This is a genomic window from Pseudoxanthomonas sp. JC1303 (genome assembly GCF_058448525.1).
In genome coordinates, this window is record NZ_CP185958.1 from 1,311,886 (window position 1) to 1,331,396 (window position 19,511).

Sequence of the window (19,511 nt, forward strand, 5' to 3'; positions counted from 1 at the left end):
TCGCGTGCGATATAAGTTACGCGCCATGGCCTCTCAGGACCTCCCGACCCGCGATTTGCTGCAGCTGGACAACCAGCTGTGCTTTGCGCTGTATTCGGCCAACCTCGCGCTCAGCCGCACCTACCGTGGCCTGCTGGCCGAGCTGGGCCTGACCTATCCGCAGTATCTGGTGATGCTGGTGCTGTGGGAGCGCGATGGCCAGACGGTGTCGGCCATCGGCGAGAAGCTATTCCTGGACTCGGCCACGCTGACACCGCTGCTCAAGCGCCTGCAGGCCGCCGGCCTGCTGACCCGCACCCGCGCCGTGCAGGACGAACGCCAGGTCGAGATCCACCTGACCGACGCCGGTCGCGCCTTGCGCACCCAGGCGCAGGCAGTCCCGGAAGGCCTGTTCTGCGCCATGGATTGCAGCCCGGACCAGTTGGTACAGCTCAAGGCCCAGCTCGAAGACCTGCGCGACAAGCTTGGTCGCGCCGCTCCCGCTCCCTGATTCACCCCCACCCCGTTCCCTCGCTCCACCCATCAAATCGCACGCGATTCAATCGCATACAACCAAGGAGTTAATCATGCAACCCGACAAGATCCTCTACACCGCCACCGCCATCGCCAAGGGCGGCCGCGAAGGCCGCGGCATCACCCCCGAGGGTCCGCTGGACCTGCAGCTGTCCACGCCGAAGGAACTCGGCGGCGCCGGCGGCCCGGGCACCAACCCCGAGCAACTGTTCGCCATCGGCTACGCGGCCTGTTTCATCGGCGCCATGAAGGCGGTGGGCGCGCGCGAGAAGATCAAGGTGCCCGACGACGTCGCCATCGAAAGCCACGTCGGCATCGGCCCGGCCGGCAGCGCGTTTGCCATCGCCGTCGAACTGAAGATCGAGCTGCCGGGCATGGAGCGCGAAGTGGCGCAGAAGCTGGTCGACACCGCCCACCAGGTCTGCCCGTACTCCAACGCCACCCGCGGCAACGTGGACGTGGTGTTGACCCTGGTCTGATCCAGGCGCTGCACATTGCGAAAGACAGAGACGGCGCCGCAAGGCGCCGTCTCTTTTCTTACGTGGGAGTCGCCATGGCGGCGAGTGGCTTTACCGGTAAAGCCTCATCGCCGCCGTGGCGACTCCCACGCGCAGACCTGTCAGATATCCAGGTACAGGTCCGCGCTGTTCTTGACCTCTTCCATCACCGCGTAGGTCCGGGCCTCGCGCACGCCCGGCAGCTTCCACAGCACGCGGCCGGCCAGCTCGCGGTAGTCGGCCATGTCGGCCGCGCGCAGCTTGATCAGGTAATCGAAGCCGCCGGCCACCAGATGGCATTCCATGACCTCGGGCTGGTCTTTGATCGCCGCCTGGAACTGCTCCAGGATGTTGTGGGTGGTGCGGTCCAGCAGGATCTCCACGAACACCAGCATCCCGGCGCCGAGCTTCTGCGGATTCAGCCGCGCCCGGTAGCCGATGATGTAACCCTCGGCGGTCAGCCGCCGCACCCGCTCCAGGGTCGCGGTCGGCGACAGATGCACCGCCTCGGCCAGCTTCAGATTGGTGATCCGGCCGTCCTGCTGCAGCAGGGCGAGGATTCTGCGGTCGGTCCGGTCCAGCGCAGCAGGAAGTTGGCTCATCGCCGGATCATAGTCCCGTCAACCGAACAAAGCACGGCGAATCCGGGATGAGAATGGCACATCTCCAGCACCCTCGCTAACAGGTGGTCAATCATGCGGTTACCTAGTCCCTATCGTCCTGAAGCCGAGGTCACCACCGCGCTGCTGCAGCGCCTGCAGGGACTGGATTGGGCCCTGGCCAGCGGCGATGCGATCGGCTGGATCGGCCAAGTCCGCGCATCCAAGCCCTCGGCCTTCGCCATGGAAACGCTGCTGCGCGAATTCCCGCTCTCCAGCGCCGAAGGCTTGGCCCTCATGCGCCTGGCCGAAGCCCTGCTGCGCGTGCCCGATGCCGACACGGCCATGGCCCTGACCGCCGACCAACTGGGCCGCGCCGATTTCTCCGGCGCCTCGCAGTCCTGGCTGGCCACGCTGTCCAACCAAGCCATCAGCCTGTCCAAGAAGATGCTGGGCGAGGACGGCCAGAAGGCGGGGTTCTTCTCCAGGATGGGCGCCAAGGCGGTGGTCGCCGCGACCGTGCGCGCGGTGCAGCTGATGGGCAAGCAGTTCGTCATGGGCGAGACCCTGGACGAGGCGCTGGATGACGCCCGCAAGCAGCGCAAGGCGCGCAAGGGCCTGCGTTTTTCCTACGACATGCTGGGCGAGGGCGCGCGCACCGATGCGGACGCGCAGACCTACATGCGCAAATACCACGCGGCCATCGCCGCGCTGGCCTCCAGGCGCGACCGCAGCGTGCCGGTGGAGCAGGCAGACGGTGTCTCGATCAAGCTCTCGGCCATCGAGGCGCGCTACGAGGCCGTGCAGCACGACCACGTCATGGCGCACCTGGTGCCCCGCGTGTGCGAGCTGGCCGAGGCTGCGGCCCAGGCCGACCTCAACCTGACCATCGACGCGGAAGAAAGCGAACGCCTGGCCCTGTCGCTGGACGTGCTGGAAGCCGTCGCCCGGCATGTGTCGGCGAAGTATCCGCAGTGGAATGGCTTTGGCCTGGCCGTACAGGCCTACCAGACCCGCGCGCTGGAGACGATCGAGGAAGTCGCGCGTATCGCCCGCGCCTGCAAGCTGCGCTTCATGGTGCGCCTGGTGAAGGGCGCCTACTGGGACTACGAGATCAAGCGCGCTCAGGAACTGGGCCTGGACGGCTTCCCGGTGTTCACCCACAAGCACCACACCGACCTGTCCTATCTGGCCTGCGCGCAGGCGATGTTCGGCATGCCCGACGCGATCTACCCGCAGATCGCCGGCCACAACGCCGGGACGATCGCCGCCGTGCTGCATCTGGCGCGCGCGGCCGGTGTGCCGTTCGAGCTGCAGCGCCTGCACGGCATGGGCGAGGCCGTGCATGACGCCGCGCACCGGCAATACCCGGACGTGGGCCTGCGCGTGTACGCGCCGGTCGGCCCGCACAAGGACCTGCTGGCCTACCTGGTGCGTCGCCTGCTCGAGAACGGGGCGAATTCCTCCTTCGTCCACCAGCTGGCCGATGACACGCTGCCGGCCAGTGCGCTGGTGACCTCGCCGCTGCACGTCACCGCGGACAGCGCGGTGACCCTGCCGCTGGACATCCTGGGCGCACGCCGCAATACCGCCGGTACCGACACCGCCGATGCGGACATGGCCCAGGCGCTGACCGCCGCTTACGCCCAGGCATCGCTGCCCGCGCCGGCGCTGACCCCGATCGACCAGATCGACGCGCTGATGCAGCGCCTAGCCGCCGGCCAGAAGGCCTGGAACGCCACGCCGGTGGAGACCCGCGCCGCCGCCTTGGAGCAGGCCGCCGATGTACTGGAACGCGATCTGGCCCAGTGGTGCGCCTTGATCGTGCGCGAGGGCCGACGCACCTGGGGCGATGCGGTCTCCGAGGTCCGCGAGGCCGCGGACTTCTGCCGCTATTACGCCGCCCAGGCACGCACCCTGATGGCCCCGCAGGTCCTCCCGGGTGTCACCGGCGAGCGCAACACCTATGCCCTGCGCGGACGCGGCGTGTGGGTCTGCATCTCCCCGTGGAACTTCCCGCTGGCGATCTTCACCGGCCAGGTCGTGGCCGCGCTGGTGACCGGCAATGCGGTGGCCGCCAAGCCGGCCGAACAGACCCCGGGCGTGGGCGCGGCGATGATCGAGCTGCTGCACCGCTGCGGCGTGCCGGCCGATGCGCTGGCCGGCGTGTACGGCGCCGGCGAGACCGGCGCGGCGCTGGTCGCCCACCCGAAGACCGGCGGCGTGGTGTTCACCGGGTCCACCGCGGTGGCCAAGGCCATCGCCCGCACCCTGGCCGACAAGGATGGCCCGATCGTGCCGCTGATCGCCGAGACCGGCGGCCTCAACGCGATGATCGTCGATGCCACCGCCCTGCCCGAGCAGGTCATCGACGCAGTGGTGCAGAGCAGCTTCCGCAGTGCCGGCCAGCGCTGCTCGGCCCTGCGCGTGCTGTGCGTGCAGGAGGACATCGCCGACGGCGTGATCGACATGCTCGCCGGGGCCATCGGCCTGCTGCGCGTGGGGGATCCGGCGTACCTGGCCACCGACCTGGGCCCGGTGATCGACCAGGACGCCTTCGATACGCTGCAGCGGCAGATCGCCGAAGTGGAAGGACGCGGCCGACTGATCGCGCGGGCGCCCCTGGCCTTCGATGCGCCCGCGACCGCGATCGCGCCGGTGGCGTTCGAGGTCGAGCGCCTGGAGGACGTGCGCGAGGAGATCTTCGGCCCGGTGCTGCAGGTGCTGCGCTGGAAGGGCGATGTCGAGGCCCTGGTCGAACGCATCAATGCACTGGGCTACGGCCTGACCCTGGGCGTGCAGACCCGCATCGATACCCGCGCCCAGGCCATCGCCGCGCAGGCCGAGGTCGGCAACGTCTACGTCAACCGCAACATGGTCGGCGCGGTGGTCGGCGTGCAGCCGTTCGGCGGCGAAGGCCTGTCCGGCACCGGGCCCAAGGCCGGCGGCCCCAACTACCTGCCGCGCTTCTGCGCCGAGTCGGTGGTGACGATCAACACCACCGCTGCCGGGGGTGATGTCGAGTTGCTGATGGGGAGCCATTGAGCCTGCAGGCGTCACAGCCGATGACACATCGCGACGCACGGCTGACACGGATTCTTGAGGTCCTGAACTGCCGCCTGAATTCATAAACCGTTAAGTTCAAAAATTAACGTTTGATTTCTCTTTGGGGGAGGAAACTTGGTCCCGTGCTCGCTGGGGTGGCTCTGGCGAACGCACGCGACGCGATGACCTCTCTCCCATCGTGCATCGCGCTGAAGCCCGGCCCTCTCAGGCCGGGCTTTTTTTTGGTTCTTCGCTAAATACCGGGGAAGGCTGAGCGGATCTTGAGGAAGAAGTACTCCTGGTCGCGGTAGCCGTAGGCCCTGCGCTTGATGACCTTGATGGTGTTGTTGATGCCTTCGACGATGCTGGTATTGAGCGGGTGCCGGCATCGGGACAGGATCCCGTTCAGGTAGGCCCTGAGCCGTTGTGCAAAGAGGGATAGCGAGGCGATGCCGCTGCCCAGGGCCTGCTCCAGCCAGTGATCCCAGGCCTTTCTGGCATAGCCGGGATGGCGGTAGAACCACAGGCGCTTGAGCTCGTCTCGCATCAGATAAGCGGTGAGTAGCGGCTGGTTGGCTTCCAGCAACTCGTCCAACTGCACCGTCTGGCGTCGGTCCAGGTTCTCCCGGTTGCGCAACAGCAGCCAGCGGCTGGACTTGATTACCCGGCGGGCCGGCTTGTCGCTCCGCAGCTGGTTGGCCTGGTCTACCCGCACCCGATCGATTACCTCGCGTCCGTACTTGGCCACGACATGGAACAGGTCATAGACGATCTCCGCGTTGGGACAGTTGGCCTGGATCTCCAGCTCGTAGGCGGTGGTCATGTCGATGGCCACCGCCCGGATCTGCCTGGCAACCCCCTCGGGAAGCTGCTCGAAGAAGGCCCTGGCAGTCTCGCGCGATCGGCCGTTGCCGACCCACAGGACCTGGCGACGGATCGGATCGACCACCACCGTGGCATAGCGGTGGCCTTTGTGCAGGGCGAACTCGTCCATCGCTAGATAGTGGATCTGGCTCCAGTCCGGCTCCTGGATCATCTGGCGCAGCCTAGCCTTGTCCAGCGACTTGACCGTGTGCCAGCCCAGCTGGAAGAAGCGCGCCACAGCGATGATGTTGCTGGATACAAGCAATTGGCTGACCGCCTCGGCCAACCGGTCGGTGACCCGCTGGTAACGCCCCAGCCAGGCCAGCTTCTCCAGCCGCGGCCCGCCACACTGCTCGCACCAGACCCGCCGGCGCGGCACCACCAGCCTCACCTGAAGCGCCATCAGTGGCAGGTCCCGAACCCGGCGAACGGTCGTCTCATGGACCTGGCGGCACCGGCTGCCGCACTGCTCGCAGTACATCGTGCGTCCCGATGGCTTGAGGTAGATGGTGACGGTTCGGCTCTCGCCTTCCGGCCAGACGATCCGCTCCACCCGGTAGCCTTCCCAGCCGCCCAGCCTCTCTATCGTCTTCCGGTCCAACATGACCCACCCTCGAGCCCTGAAAGTCAGTCGTCGAGGGTACCGATAGGCAGGAAAAGCTCCACGCTAATCAGCGAAGAACCTTTTTTTTAGTAGTAGCCCGCCAGGTTGAGGAAGAATCCGCGCTGGTCGTACTCCAGCTCGGTCAGGTCGTCACTGAACTCGGTGAAGTTGTAGCCGATCCCGATCTTGAAGTTCTCGCCGACCTGCCGATCCAGTCCCACCAGCCAGCCGATGCGCTTGCCGCCGTCGTGCACGTCGAGCACGCGGTATTCGGCCATGGCCTCCCACTGGGCGACCAACATATAGCGCAGCTGCAGGGCGCTGAACTGCGTGCGGTTGTCCAGCCAGTCGCCAGTGCCACGGCCCTGGCGCTGCTCGCCTCGGCGCGCGGCCAGCTTGGCGGCCAGTTCCCAGTCTTCGTTGAGCTGGACCACGCCCTCCAGCGAGAGCACGTGCGAGCGCTGGTCATAGGTCTGTCCCCCCACCTGGCCCAGCGAGGCCACGTCGTAGAGATAGGTGTACTTGCCGAAGGCCGCCCAACGCGTGTTGTCGTGCGGGCGCCAGGCGAAGCCGACGTTGCTCTCCACCAGCTTGGCGCCGGCCTGCGGATTGAGCTTGTCATCGGTATCGGCGTAGTTGGCGCGCGCGGCCAGGCGCCAATCCTCGTTGAGCTTGATCGCCAGGCGGTTGGTGGTCACCCACTGGGTGCGCTGCTCGGCGCCGCTGTCGCGGCGGTATTCCAGCTTGCTCGACCACTGCGTACGCGCATCATTGCGCCCGCCGCTGACGCTGTAGGCGCGGCGCCGCACCTGCCCGCTGGCCGAGTCCAGGCGCCCGTCCATCAGCGTGCCGCCAATCGTCCAGCCATCGGCCGGCGCGTAGTCCAGGCCCAGGGTGTTGGTCAGCCCGGAGGTCTCGCTGTCGATGTCCTTGAGCTGCTGGCTCTCGTTGTAGACGTTGAGCCGGTCGGTCACCCGCCAGCGCTGGCCCAGCGTCCAGCCGTTCTGCGCGGTGGTGCTGCTGTCGTACCAGAGCGCGTCGGTCAGTTGATGGCTGCTGTAGCGGTAGGCGCCGTATACGGTCTGGTCGCGGTTGACGCGGTACTCGGCCTGCACCTGCGCGCCATGGCCACGACTGCCGCCGCTGAGTTCGCCACCGATGGTGGAGCGGTCACCGAACTGGTACTCGGCACCGACCGTGAGCAGGTTGTTACGGGCGTAGGCGCCGCCATCGTCGTCCAGGGTCAGCTGGCCCACGCCATACAGCTCCAGCGCGCGGGTCAGCCGGTAGCGATAGCTCAGCGCCCCCAGCATCGCATCTGACGGGGTGGAAGTGCCGCGCTCCTCCACCCGGCGCAGCTCGCCGCCCACGGTGGCCTTGTCGCCCAGGCGCCAGTCGGCGGTGAGCTGGGTCTGGCTCAGCGACTGCGCGCCCAGCTCGGCCCGGGTATAGCGCCCGTAGAGGTTGAAGTCGTCGGTGACATAGCCCAGAAACTCGGCGCCGTATTCGGTCACCGGCTGACCGGTGTCGTAGCGCGAGATCGAGAAGCCCGCGTCCACCTCATGCCACCAGGCCCCCACGGTCCACTCGCGCTCGGTCCAGCCCAGTTCCTTGAAATTGGCGCGTCCTTCCACCGCCCACGCCTGGCCGGAGCGGTCGCCCTGGTCAGGATTGCGCTGGATGAAGCTCAGGCCGCCATTGTCCGAATAGAAGATCGGCGCGGCCGTGGCCTCGGTGCGGGTCAGCTCGGCCTTCAAATACGTGCCGCGCCCGGCCTGCAGCGTCACGTCGGCGCCTCTCAGCGTGTAGTCATCACCACCGCGGCTCTCGTCGACGTAGGTGCCGCCGACCGCGAAGTGATCGCCCAGCCATCGCTTGGCGCGCACGCCCCGGCTGAGGTCGTCGGTGTCGAAGTTGTCTGGCACATACTCGTAGTCCACCAGCAGGATCTGCTCATAGCCATCCAGCGGCGTGTCGCGGGTCAGGCTGCGTACGTTCTCGCGGGTGATCTGCGCCAGCGGCCGGGTGAGGAACAGGCGTCCCTGCAGTTCGTCGATCTCGTAGTCCACGCCGCGCTGCAGGCCGACGCTGGCCTCGGTCAGGCCGGTGGTGGGATCGCGCACCTCCATGGTGACCTGCTCGGAGCCGCGCAGCACGTCGGTGTGGCGCAGGTAATACAGGCTGCCGCCGGTGCCGAGGAATTCGCTGTGGCCCAGCGCGGTCTGCGCCTGCGAGCCGAACGCCTTGACCTGGCTGCGCGCCTCGCCCAGCGGCGTGGTCGCGCGCGAGCGCCAATCCAGCGCCGCGCCGTACAGCGCGCGGTTGTACTGGCCGTATTCGGTCTCGGAGAAGTTGGTGGCGAAGTTGCCCCACAGCGCCTGGCTCTGGTCCCACTCGGCGCGCACGTAGAGCTTGCCCTGCGTGTCCACGTCGCGATAAGTCACCGAGTCGTCGCCGTAGGTCGGGTAGTACAAGTCCGGGTCGAGTCGCCAGAAGACGTCGTCGGCCTCGGCCTCAAAGAAGCCATCGAACAGATGCTCCAGCTGCTTCTCCTGGGTATCGGCATGCGCGGTGATCAGATACTTCCCGCGCCACTTGCCCTTGGCATAGAACGCCAGCCGGCCTTCTTTGAGGAATCCGTCACCGGTGCTGCCATCGTCGGCCGCCATCGGCTCGGTGTTGCCACTGGAGGTGTTGCGCGAGAGGGTCACATCGGCGATGCCCACCGCATAGGCATAGGTGCCGCTGACCTGCACATCGACCGTCTCGCGCACCGGCGCCTGGCCCGGCGCGATGGCCTGCACCTGGTAGCGATGCGCGCCCACTGGCTCGAGGAATTCGGCGGCGAACTGCCCGTCCGGCAGCACCGGGAAGTTCCGCCCGTCGATGCTCAAGCGCGTGCCGCGCGGGATGTCGGTGCCCTGGATGCGCACACGCGAGCCGCGGATGGCGATGTTCTGCAGGCGCAGTCCGTTGACCCCGTAGACCGCGTCGGTGAGCGACTGGTCCAGCGCGGCCTCGCCGCCCAGCGCCTGGCCGTCCTGCCGCAGCGCGGTCGTGCTGGCCAGTTCGGTGCCGCGCGCGTAGTCGGCCTCGGTCACCAGCGCGATGCGCTGCGCACGTGTTTCGTCGAACGCGCCGTCGGCGCCATAGGCTCGCGCCACATACAGCAGCGCATCGCCTTCGCGCAGGTTGAGGCGCTCGGGCAGCGTGCCATCCCAGGTGGCGTCGCCCAGCGGCGTCACCGGCAGGTCCACCGTGGCCAGCGGCGTCACCAGGTCGGTGTCGCTGGCGCGATAAACACTCACCTGCAGCCGGTCAATGAAAGCGGTGTAGTTGCTGTAGCTGTGGAAGCGGACCGCCCGGGTGATGCGGCCTGCCTCGAACGGGATCATCGACCCGGCCTGCACGTTGAGCACCGGCTCGGCCAGGGCAGGATCCTCTGTCGCCCACAGCACGCCGCCGCCGGCCAGTTCCAGCGCGCCGCCCACCGGCATCGCGACCGGGCTCGGGCTACTGGTGTAGGCCTCGGGCGTGGTGGCTTGGGTCGGCGCCAGGGGATCGCTCCCGGTCCCGGGCTGCACGATGGTCCGGTCGGGCTCGCTGATCGTGTACAGCGGCGCGGGCGCCGGGCACGGCGGCGTCTGGCAGTCGGTGACCTGCGGCTGCACCTGCTGGGCACGCAGCGCCGGGGCGATGGTTACGACCACCACCAGCAGCGGGCCGGAGAGACGGCGGCGCTTCATGGCGTGCCCCCCGTGGTCGACGCAGCCGGAACATCGCGACCGGCGGCCGGCAGCACGCGTGGCCCTTGCGGCAGATGGGCGTCCAGCGCGGCCTGTCGCGCCTGCAGGTGCACCGGGTCGACCGCGCTGGCCTGCACGGCTGTCAGCCGGCCCTCGGCCAATGCCTCGCCGAGGGCGCGCAGCAGGGCCGATGCGTCATCGGCCAATGCATCGCCATCGAAGCAGGTCTCCGACAGCGTCGCCTGCCCGTTGGTCAGCCGGACCCGCGCACCGCGTTGCGGGTCGCGCACCACCACGGCATCGCTGTCTGCGCCCGCCGCACGCAGCGCGGCCTGTGCCGCCAGCGCGCGTGCCACCGCAGGCGCTGCGCCGCCGGCATCCAGCACCACGGTGACGTCGGCCGGGGACTGCCGTAGCTGCGCGGCGATCTCCGCCCAAATGGCTGCATGGGCCGCTTCGGCCTGCCCCGTCGGGTCGAACAAGGCCGGCGACAGGGTGAGTTGGCGCATGGCAGGGTCTTGCTGCGCCGTCCGCTGCGGCACGCGGACGCCGAAGTCGAAGCGCACCGGCAGTCCAGCGGTGATCCGGCGCACGCGCGGGTTGGGCGTGGTGAAGGTGGTGCCCGGCGGCAGCGTGGCGGCATCGACCTTGAGGATGTAGTTGCGCCCGCGCAGCGCGTTGCCCGCATCGATGCCGATCATGTGGAACCGGCCCTGGCCATCGGTGGTGGTCACCAGGCCTTCGACCGACCCGATACGCACGCCGGCGATGCCGCGCTCGCCTGCGCTCTGCACGCCGTTACCGTCCAGATCGTTGAACACCGAGCCCAGGACCAGGCTCTCTTCCTGCTGTGGCTCGCCTTCGATCTCGACCTCGGCGCTGGCCCAGTTGCTGATCTGGGCCTCGGCGCCATCCGGTCCTTCGCGGACCACGCCTTGGCTGACATGTGGACCGGTGCCTACACCGGCGCCCGCGCGCAGGGAGTAGCTCAGCGTCACCGCCTGGCCAGGGTCGAAGTCGATGCCGCCCACGATGATGGGCGAGGTGGAAGCCACATGAGCCCCGCCCTGCCCAGCCGGCAGCGCAACGTCGTCCACCCGCATCGTGTCTTCGACATAGGTGAAGCCCGCAGGCGGAACGATCATGACTTCGTCGTCCAAATGCTGGGTGCGACCGACGTTTTCGGCCACCGCGGTGTAGCGCACCACGTCGCCCACGCTCACCATGCGCTCGGCAACCGACAGCTGCAGTCGGACGATGAAGTCCGGACTCTCCACGTCGATCGTCACCGCCGCGGTCCCGCAGCGCGGCGTGGGAGTGGATCGATCGCAGACGCGGTAGGTGAAGCGATCGGTGCCGACAAAGCCCCGGTTGGCCGTGTAGGTACAGCCTGACGCATCGCAGCTGACCGCGCCGTGCTGTGCGGGGGTGGCCAGCGACAGCGAGACGGGATCCAGCGGCGCGCCGGTGGTGGTGTCGTTGCCCAGGACATTGATCAGCACCGGCTCGGACGTCGCGCTCTCCACCGCTGCGGCCGATGTCGCCTCGGCGGTATCGGGATTGAGCGTGATCCGGTTTCCCAGCACGGTGATGGTGACCGTGGCGGTCGCGCAGTTGGTCGGACTGGCCGTCTCGCACACGGTGTACTGGAAGCTGTCGTTGCCGCTGTAATTGGCCTGCGGGGTGTAGACGATGCCGCCCTGCCCGTTGCTGGCCGCCGCACCGAAGCCTGGCCTGGTGACCTGGGTGATGTTCACCGTGCTGGCATTCAGGGCGCCGCCGCCGCGCGTGTCGTTGCCCAGGACGGCGATCAGCTGTCCGGTGTTCTGCGGGGTTTGCGCCGTGTCGTCGACCGCCTGCAGCAGCGCGGGCTGCACCGTCACGGTGACAGTGGCGGTGTCGCAGTTGGCCGGGTCGGTGACGCTGCAGATCCGATAGGTGATGAGATAGGTGCCCGCCGCCGTTCCGGCCGCTACGTCCAGCAGGCCGTTCGCGTCGATGGACAGCGGCCCTTGCGACACGGGGGCCAGGGTCACGTTCGCGGTAGTTGCCGGCTGGGCATTGAACTGGTCATTGGCCAAGACGTTGATCACGTCCCGAGCCCCCGCCGCGCCATTCACCGGCCCGACGCGGTCGTCGTTGGCGGCCAGCGCTGCGGCCTGCACCACGACGCTGACCTGTGCGGTATCACAGTTGGCCGGGGTCGCGGTCTCGCACAGGCGGTAAACCAGGGTGTAGCTGCCCGATGCGGTCCCGGCCGCGACGTTCACCGCACCGGTCGCCGGCACCAGCGTGACGCCGGGGCTGGTCGAGGACACCTGGGTCAGCGTGGTCATCGCCAGCGTCGCGGCGGCGCCATTGAGCGTGTCGTTGGCCAGTACGTTGGCCACCGCGGCACCGCCGCTGGCGCCGGTGACCGGAGTGCCGGTGTCGTCATTGGCCACGACCGTCGCCGCGCTGACGATGACCTGCACGGTGGCGGTATCGCAGTTGGCCGGCGTTGCGGCCTCGCACAGGGTGTAGCTGGCCGTGTAGGTGCCAGGCGCAGTGCCGGTAGCGATGCCCACTGAGCCATCGGGCGCCAGGGTGATCACCGGGCCACCGCCGGTCTGGGACAGCACCGCGTTGGCCGGGCTGGCTGCGGCGCCGGCCACCGTGTCGTTGCCCAGGACGTTGCCGGCGGTGGTGCTGCCGGGCGGCACCGTGAAGCTGTCGTCGGCCGCGGCCACCGTGACCGGGCTGGCGGTGACCGTCACCGTGACGCTGGCGGTGTCGCAGCGGGCCGGCTGGCTGGCCGCGCAGAGCGTGTAGGTGGCCGTATAGGTACCGGGCGGCGTGCCCGCGGCCACGGCGATGGTGCCATCGGCGCCGAGCGCGATCGTCGGGCCGCCGCCCTGCTGGGTCAGCGTCACGGTGGCCGGCGTCGCAGGCGTGCCATCCAGCGTGTCGTTGGTCAGCACGTTACCGGCATTGGGATTGCCCGGCGCGCTGGTGAGCACATCGTCCCCGGCATCGACCACGACCGGCGTCGCACCGACGTTCACGATCACGGTGGCGGTCGCGCACTCGGTCGGCGAGGCGGTCACGCAGATCCGGTAACGCGCCGTGTAGGTGCCAGCCGCGACGCCCGCAGCGACCGCCACCCCGCCGTCGGCAGCGACCAGCAGCGCGGGCCCGCCGTCGAGTTGGCTCAGGCTCACGGTGCCCGCAGTGGCCGTGGCGCCGGCGACCGTATCGTTGACCAGCACGTTGCCGGCATTGGCCGTACCGGCGCTGGCACTGAAGGCATCGTCCACCGCCTCAACTGGTGGCGCGGTCGCATTGACCACCACAGTCACGGTGGTGGTCGCGCAGTTGGTGGGCGCGTCGACCTGGCAGATCTGGTAACTGGCCGGATAGCTGCCCGGCGCGGTGCCGGCCGCGACCGAGACGGTGCCATCGGCCGCCAGGCTCACTGCCGGCGCACCCCCGGTCTGGCCCAGCGTCACGCTGGCGGGCGATGCGGGCACGCCGTTGACCGTGTCATTGACCAGCACGCTGCCGGCATTGGCGGTGCCGGCGGTGGCGGAGAAGCTGTCGGGCACCGCCACGATCACGGCCTGCGCCACGGTCACCGTGACCGTCACGCTGGCGGTATCGCAGACAGTGGGCTGCGCGGTGACGCAGATCCTGTAACTGGCGGTGTAGGTCCCGGCGCTGGTCCCGCCCGCGATGGACACCGTCCCGTCGGTCACGATCGCGATGGCCGGGCCGCCGCCCAGCTGGGTCAGGGTCACCGTGGCGGTGGTGGCCGCCGCGCCATCCACCTGATCGTTGCCCAGGACATTGCCGATGGCCGGACTGCCCGCCGACCCGCTGAAACTGTCGTCCAGCGCGCCGATGGCCGCAGCCGTCGCATTGACGGTCACCGTGACCGTGGCGGTGTCGCAGTTGTATGGGCTGGCGGTTTCGCACAACCGGTAGGTGGCCGTATACGATCCGGCCGCCGTGCCCGCCGCGACCGAGACCGTCCCGTCGCTGGCGATCAACACCACCGGGCTGCCGCCAAGCTGGGTCAGCGTGCCGGTCGCCGGCGTCGCGGGCACGCCCCCCAGCGTGTCGTTGGGCAGCACGTTGCCGGCATCCGGCGCGCCTGGCGTGGCAGCGAACGCATCGTCCTGGGCCAGGACCGGGTTCGCCGCCGCCGTCACGGTCACGGTCACCGTCGCGGTGGCGCAGCTGGTTGGACTGGCGACGGCGCAGATCTGGTAGGTCGCCGTGTAGTTGCCTGGCGCGGTCCCGGTGGCCACGGCCACCGTGCCGTCGGCCGCGATGGTCAGCGTTGGTCCGCCGCTGCCCTGAGTGAAGCTGACGTTGGTCGGCGTGGCCGCCACGCCACCGACCGAATCATTGCCCAGCACGCTGCCGGCGCTGGTGCCGCCTGCGGCAAGGGAGAAGCCATCGTCCACCGCCACGATGGCCGGGGCGACATCGTTGACCGTGACGGCCACCGTCGCGGTGTCGCAGTTGCCCGGATCGCCCGCCTCGCAGATCCGGTAAGTGGCGGTGTAGCTACCCGCCGGCGTGGCCGGTGCCAGGGTGACCGTGCCATCGGCCGCGATGCTGATTGCCGGTGTGCCGCCGGTCTGGGTGAGGTCGACGCTGGACGCCGAAGCCACCGCGCCGTCCACGGCGTCATTGACCAGCACATTGCCGACCGTGGTCGCGCCAGTGGTGACCACGTAGCTGTCATCCACCGCATCCACGGCCACCACCGGGATCGCGGTGACGGACACGGTGACGCTGGCGGTATCGCAGTCGCCTGGTGCCGCAATGCTGCAGAGCTGATAACTGGCCGAGTAGGTGCCTGTGACCGTGCCACCGGCCACCGAGACGGTGCCATCGGCGGCGATGAGCAGTTCCGGCGATCCGGCCTGCTGGACCACCGTGGCATTGGCCGGGGTGGCCGGCGCGCCGGCCACGGTGTCGTTGCCCAGCACGTTGCCCACGTTGGCCGTGCCCGCCGACGCGCTGAAGCTGTCGTCCACCGCATCGATCGGCACAACGGCAGCGGTCACGGTGACGGTCACCGTGGCGGTGTCGCAGACGCTGGCGTCGGACAGCAGGCAGATCCGGTAGGTCGCTGTATAGCTGCCCGGCGCGGTTCCGGCAGCGACGCCGACCACGCCGCTGCTGTCGATGGTGAGCTGCGGGCTGCCGCTCAGCTGGCTGACGCTGACCTCGGTCGTGGTCGCCAGTGCGCCGTCGACCGTATCGTTACCTAGCACGTTGCCGACGCTGGCGTTGCCGGCCACGCTGGAGAAGGTGTCGTCCACGGCCAGGACAACACTGGCGCTGCTGACGACCACGCTGACGCTGGCCGTGTCGCAGTTCGACGGCACGGCGGTCTCGCACAGCTGGTAGGTGGCGGTGTACGTCCCCGCCGCCGCCCCGGTCGTGACCGAGACCGTTCCGTCTGGGGCGATCAGCACGGCGGGCCCACTGCCGAGCTGGGTGACCGTGGCCGTCCCGGTGGTCGCCGGCGCGCCGCCAAGCGTGTCGTTGTCCAGCACATTGCCGGCATTGGCCGTGCCGGCGGCCGCAGCAAAGGCATCATCAGCCGCGACGATGGCCGCGGCCGCGGTGACCTGCACACTTGCCGTGTCGCAATGGCCCGGATCACTGACCAGGCAGATCCGGTAGCTAGCGGTGTAGGTCCCGGCAGCGGCGTTGGACAGCGCCAGCGCGCCGTCGCTGCCGATCACCAGATCCGGGCTTCCTGCCAGTTGGGTAACGCTGACCGTGGCTGCGCTGGCTGCCACGCCATCGACGGTGTCGTTGTCCAGCACATTGCCGATGCTCGCGGTCCCCGCCGCCACGTAGTAGCTGTCGCTCACCGCGTCGACCACCGCTGCGACTGTCGTCAGCGTCACGCTGACCTGCGCGGTGTCGCAGTTGCCGGGATCGTCGATATCGCAGATGCGATAGGTCGCGGTGTAGATTCCCGCGGGCGCGCCGCTAGCCACGCTCACACTGCCGTTGGCGGCAATGGAGAGCACCGGCGCGCCGGTGGTCTGCACCAGACTGACCGTGGCCGTTGTGGCGACCGCGCCGCCGACGCTGTCGTTGTCCAGTACGTTGCCAACCGTGCCAGTGGTGGCGCTGGAATAGCTATCGTCAGTGGCGACGATGGCTACCGTGGCGCTCACGTTGACCGTGATCGTGGCGGTGTCGCAGTTGGTCGGCACCGCGGTCTCGCACAGCTGGTAGCTAGCCGTGTAGCTGCCTGCAGCCGTGCCGGCCGCCACGGTGACCGTGCCGTCGGCGGCGATGACGATCGCCGGGGTGCCGCCCAGCTGGGTCAGGGTCACGATGCCGGGTGTCGCCGGCGTGCCACCCAGGGTGTCGTTGTCCAGCACGTTACCGGCCGTCGACCCCGCGCTGGCAGAGAACACGTCATGGACGGCGTCGACCACCAGCACGGGTGCCGGCACGGTGACCGTCACCGTCGCGCTGTCGCAGTCGCCGGGCGAGGCGATATCGCAGATCCGGTAGGTCGCGGTGTAGTTCCCGGCGGCCGTGCCCGCGGCGACGCTGACCGTGCCGGTGCCCGGATTGATCGTCAGCACCGGGCCACCGTTGATCTGGCTCAGGGTGACGTTGAGCGAGGTGGCCTGGCTTCCACCCACCTCGTCGTTGGACAGGACGCTGCCGGCGCTGGCCGCACCTGCGGCAATGTGGAAGCTGTCATCCACCGCGTCGATCGGCGTGACCGTCGCCACGACGGTGACGGTCACCGCAGCGGTATCGCAGTTGGCGGGATACGCCAGCTCGCACAGCTGATAACTGGCGGTATAGGTGCCGGCTGTCATACCGGCCGCCACGGAGACTACGCCATTGGCGCCAATGCTCAGCGCCGGCCCGCCCGTAGTCTGGCTCACGCTGACCGTCGCAGTGGTCGCCGCGGCACCATCGACGGTGTCGTTGCCCAGCACGTTGCCCGCACTGCTCCCCGCCGTGGCGGAGAACGCATCGTCCACCGCGTCCACCACCGCCGGTGCCGCCGTCACCGTGACCGTCACAGTCGCCGTGTCGCAGCTGGTCGGCGCGGCCTGCGCGCACAGACTGTAGCTGGCAACGTAAGTGCCGGGCGCCGTCCCCGGCGCCACGCTGACGGTGCCGTCCGCGGAAAGGGTGATCGCCGGTTGCCCGCCGGTCTGGCTCAGCGAGGCGTTACCCGTTGTCGCGGTGGCGCCGCCGACGGTGTCGTTGTCCAGCACGCTGCCGCTGGCACTGCCTCCCGCGACGACGGCATACGCATCGTCCACGGCATCGACCGCCGGCGGTGCGGTGTTGACGGTCACCGTGACCGTCGCGGTGTCGCAACTGGTCGGGGAGGCCTGCGCGCACAGCTGGTAGGTCGCCGTGTAGGTGCCGGCCGCGGTGCCGGCAGTCACGCCGATGGTGCCGTCGGCCGCGATAGCGATCGCCGGCCCGCCACCAGTCTGGGTGAGCGTCGCATTGGCCGTCGTCGCGCCGACGCCATCGACGCTGTCGTTGCCCAGCACGTTGCCGGCGCTGGCGTTGCCGGCCAGGCTGGAGACCGCATCGTCCACCGCATGCACGGTGACCGGCGGCGCGCTGACGGTCACCGTGACCGTAGCGGGATCGCAGTTGGCGGGCACCGCCGCCTCGCACAGCTGATACGTGGCGGTGTATGTGCCCGGTGCGGTGCCTGCGGCGATGCCGACCGTGCCATTGGGGTCGATGGTGATCGCCGGCCCGCCGCTGGTCTGGGTGAGAACCGCGTTGGAAGCCGTGGGGGTGGCGCCGGCCAGGCTGTCATTCACCAGCACGTTGCCGACGCTCGCGTTGCCGGCCAGGCCGGTGAACGCGTCATCGACCGCGTCCGATGCGGAAGGCGACGCCGCGACGGTCACCACCGCCTGCGCGCTGGCGCAGTTGGAGGGGTTGAGCACCTCGCAGATCGCGTAGCTCACTGTGTAGGTGCCCGGCATGGCGCCGGCGGCGACGTCCAGCGTGCCATCGGCGTTGATGCTGACCGGGCCGTTGGGCGTGGAGGTCAGCGTCACCGTGCCGGGCGTCAGCGCCGCGCCATCGGCGGTGTCGTTGTCCAGGACGTTGATCAACGCCGTCGCACCGGTGGCCGCATCCACCGGACCGGCGGCGTCATCGTTGGCGACCAGCACGGCGGCGGTAACGGTCACCACCACGTCGGCGTCGTCGCAGTTGGTCGGCGCGCCTGCCTCGCAGATGCGATACAGCACGCTGTAGCTGCCCGCCGCGGTGCCGGCGGCGACAGTGACCGCGCCCGTGGCCGGGTCGAGGACCACGTTCGGATTCGAGCCGCCCTGCACGGTCAGCACGACGCTGGACGTCGTGGCCGGCACACCGCCGAGCGTGTCATTGGCCAGTACGTTGGCGACCGCGGTTCCGCCCGCCGCGCCGCCGACCGTACCGCCGTCATCGACCGCGTTGATCGTCGGGGCGGTCGCGGCGACCGTGACCACGACCCTGGCGCTGGCGCAGTTGCTGGGATTGAGGACTTCGCACAGCTGGTAGCTCAGCGTGTACGTGTTGGCCGCGGCACCGGGCGCCACATCGACGCTGCCGTCGGCATTGATGGTGACCGGGCCGACCGGGGTGGACGTCAACGTGACCTCGGCGGCGTTGACCGCCGCCCCGCCCAGGGCATCGTTGCCCAGCACGTTGATGACCGCCGTCGCCCCGCTGGCCGCGTCGACCGGACCGGCGGTGTCATTGTTCGCCACCAGGGTCGCGGCCGCCACGACGATGGTGGCCGTGGCGGTGTCGCAGTTGGATGGGTCGCTGGTCTGGCAGATCTGGTAGACCAGCGGATAGCTGCCTGCCGCAGTGCCTGCCGCGACCGACACCACGCCGGTCGCCGTGTCCAGGGTGATGCGGGGCGTGGACGGGGGCGTCTGCAGACTGAGCGTGACCGTGCCGGGGCTGACCGACGCACCGGCCAGGGTGTCGTTGGTGAGCACGTTGCCGGCGTTGGCGCTGCCGGCGCGCCCCTGCACCGGGCCGAGACTGTCGTCGTTGGCGACGATGCTGGCCGGGGTCACCGGCACGGGCGGCGAGGTGGACGTGTTGTTGCCCGGGTCGGGGTCGGTGATGGTGGGCGGCAGGCTGAGGCTGGCCGTGTTAGCCCCGATGGTCGCCGGCGTCGTGGTCGGGGCCGTGGCGTTGACCACCACGGTGACGGTGTCGGCCGGTCCGACATCCAACTGCAGGGACACGCTGCCGCTCCCACTGGAGGCACCACAAGTCGATGCCACGCTGCCGGCGGCGCAGGTCCAGGTGACGTTCTGCAACTGCGCAGGGACCGCATCGCTCAAGGTCACGCCCGGCGCGCGCGACGGCCCGAGGTTGGACACCGCGATCTGGTAGCGGACGACCCCCCCCACGGCGACCGGCGTGGCACTCAGCAGGGTCTTGCTCAGCGACAGGTCGGCCTGCAGCGCCAACGCATTCTGGTCGGTGGCGCTGTTGTTGCTGGTATTCGGGTCGGCGGTGTCCGCCGGCAGGGTCAGGCTGGCGGTGTTGGACAGCGTGGTCGGATAGGTCTGCGCGGCTGCGATGGCCGGCATCAGCAGCAGAACTGTCAGCCACAGCATGC

Annotated in this window: 7 protein-coding genes; 3 read left to right on the forward strand and 4 right to left on the reverse strand. The window is 69.2% G+C overall.

Features of this window, described 5'->3' with window-relative positions; genetic code table 11:
• Positions 1-25: 25 nt before the first annotated feature.
• Both ACORQU_RS05860 and ACORQU_RS05865 read left to right on the forward strand, forming a co-directional pair.
• The gene (locus tag ACORQU_RS05860; RefSeq protein WP_491643891.1) at positions 26-490 is read left to right on the forward strand and encodes a MarR family winged helix-turn-helix transcriptional regulator; all 465 of its coding nucleotides are present in this window, start codon (positions 26-28) and stop codon (positions 488-490) included.
• 76 nt (positions 491-566) lie between these two features.
• On the forward strand, positions 567-992 hold the full coding sequence (locus ACORQU_RS05865; RefSeq protein ID WP_271648289.1) for an organic hydroperoxide resistance protein: 426 nt from the start codon (positions 567-569) through the stop codon (positions 990-992).
• Between the two features lie 140 nt (positions 993-1,132).
• Here ACORQU_RS05865 and ACORQU_RS05870 read toward each other — a convergent pair whose 3' ends face one another.
• Positions 1,133-1,612: an Lrp/AsnC ligand binding domain-containing protein gene (locus tag ACORQU_RS05870; RefSeq protein ID WP_271648288.1), complete on the reverse strand. Its 480-nt coding sequence runs from the start codon at positions 1,610-1,612 to the stop codon at positions 1,133-1,135.
• A 93-nt stretch (positions 1,613-1,705) separates the two neighbouring features.
• Between ACORQU_RS05870 and putA the strand changes: the two genes are divergently transcribed.
• Positions 1,706-4,654: a bifunctional proline dehydrogenase/L-glutamate gamma-semialdehyde dehydrogenase PutA gene (putA, locus tag ACORQU_RS05875; protein WP_491643892.1), complete on the forward strand. Its 2,949-nt coding sequence runs from the start codon at positions 1,706-1,708 to the stop codon at positions 4,652-4,654.
• Between the two features lie 253 nt (positions 4,655-4,907).
• On the opposite strand, the gene ACORQU_RS05880 is transcribed toward putA, so the two are convergent.
• The 3 genes from ACORQU_RS05880 to ACORQU_RS05890 all read right to left on the reverse strand — a co-directional run bounded on the left by ACORQU_RS05880 (position 4,908) and on the right by ACORQU_RS05890 (position 19,509).
• Complete coding sequence (locus ACORQU_RS05880; RefSeq protein WP_491641965.1) at positions 4,908-6,122, reverse strand: ISL3 family transposase; 1,215 nt, start codon at positions 6,120-6,122, stop codon at positions 4,908-4,910.
• Between the two features lie 86 nt (positions 6,123-6,208).
• On the reverse strand, positions 6,209-9,868 hold the full coding sequence (locus ACORQU_RS05885; RefSeq protein ID WP_491643893.1) for a hypothetical protein: 3,660 nt from the start codon (positions 9,866-9,868) through the stop codon (positions 6,209-6,211).
• Complete coding sequence (locus ACORQU_RS05890; protein WP_491643894.1) at positions 9,865-19,509, reverse strand: Ig-like domain-containing protein; 9,645 nt, start codon at positions 19,507-19,509, stop codon at positions 9,865-9,867. Before ACORQU_RS05890 ends, ACORQU_RS05885 begins: the two co-directional genes overlap by 4 nt.
• Positions 19,510-19,511 lie beyond the last annotated feature (2 nt).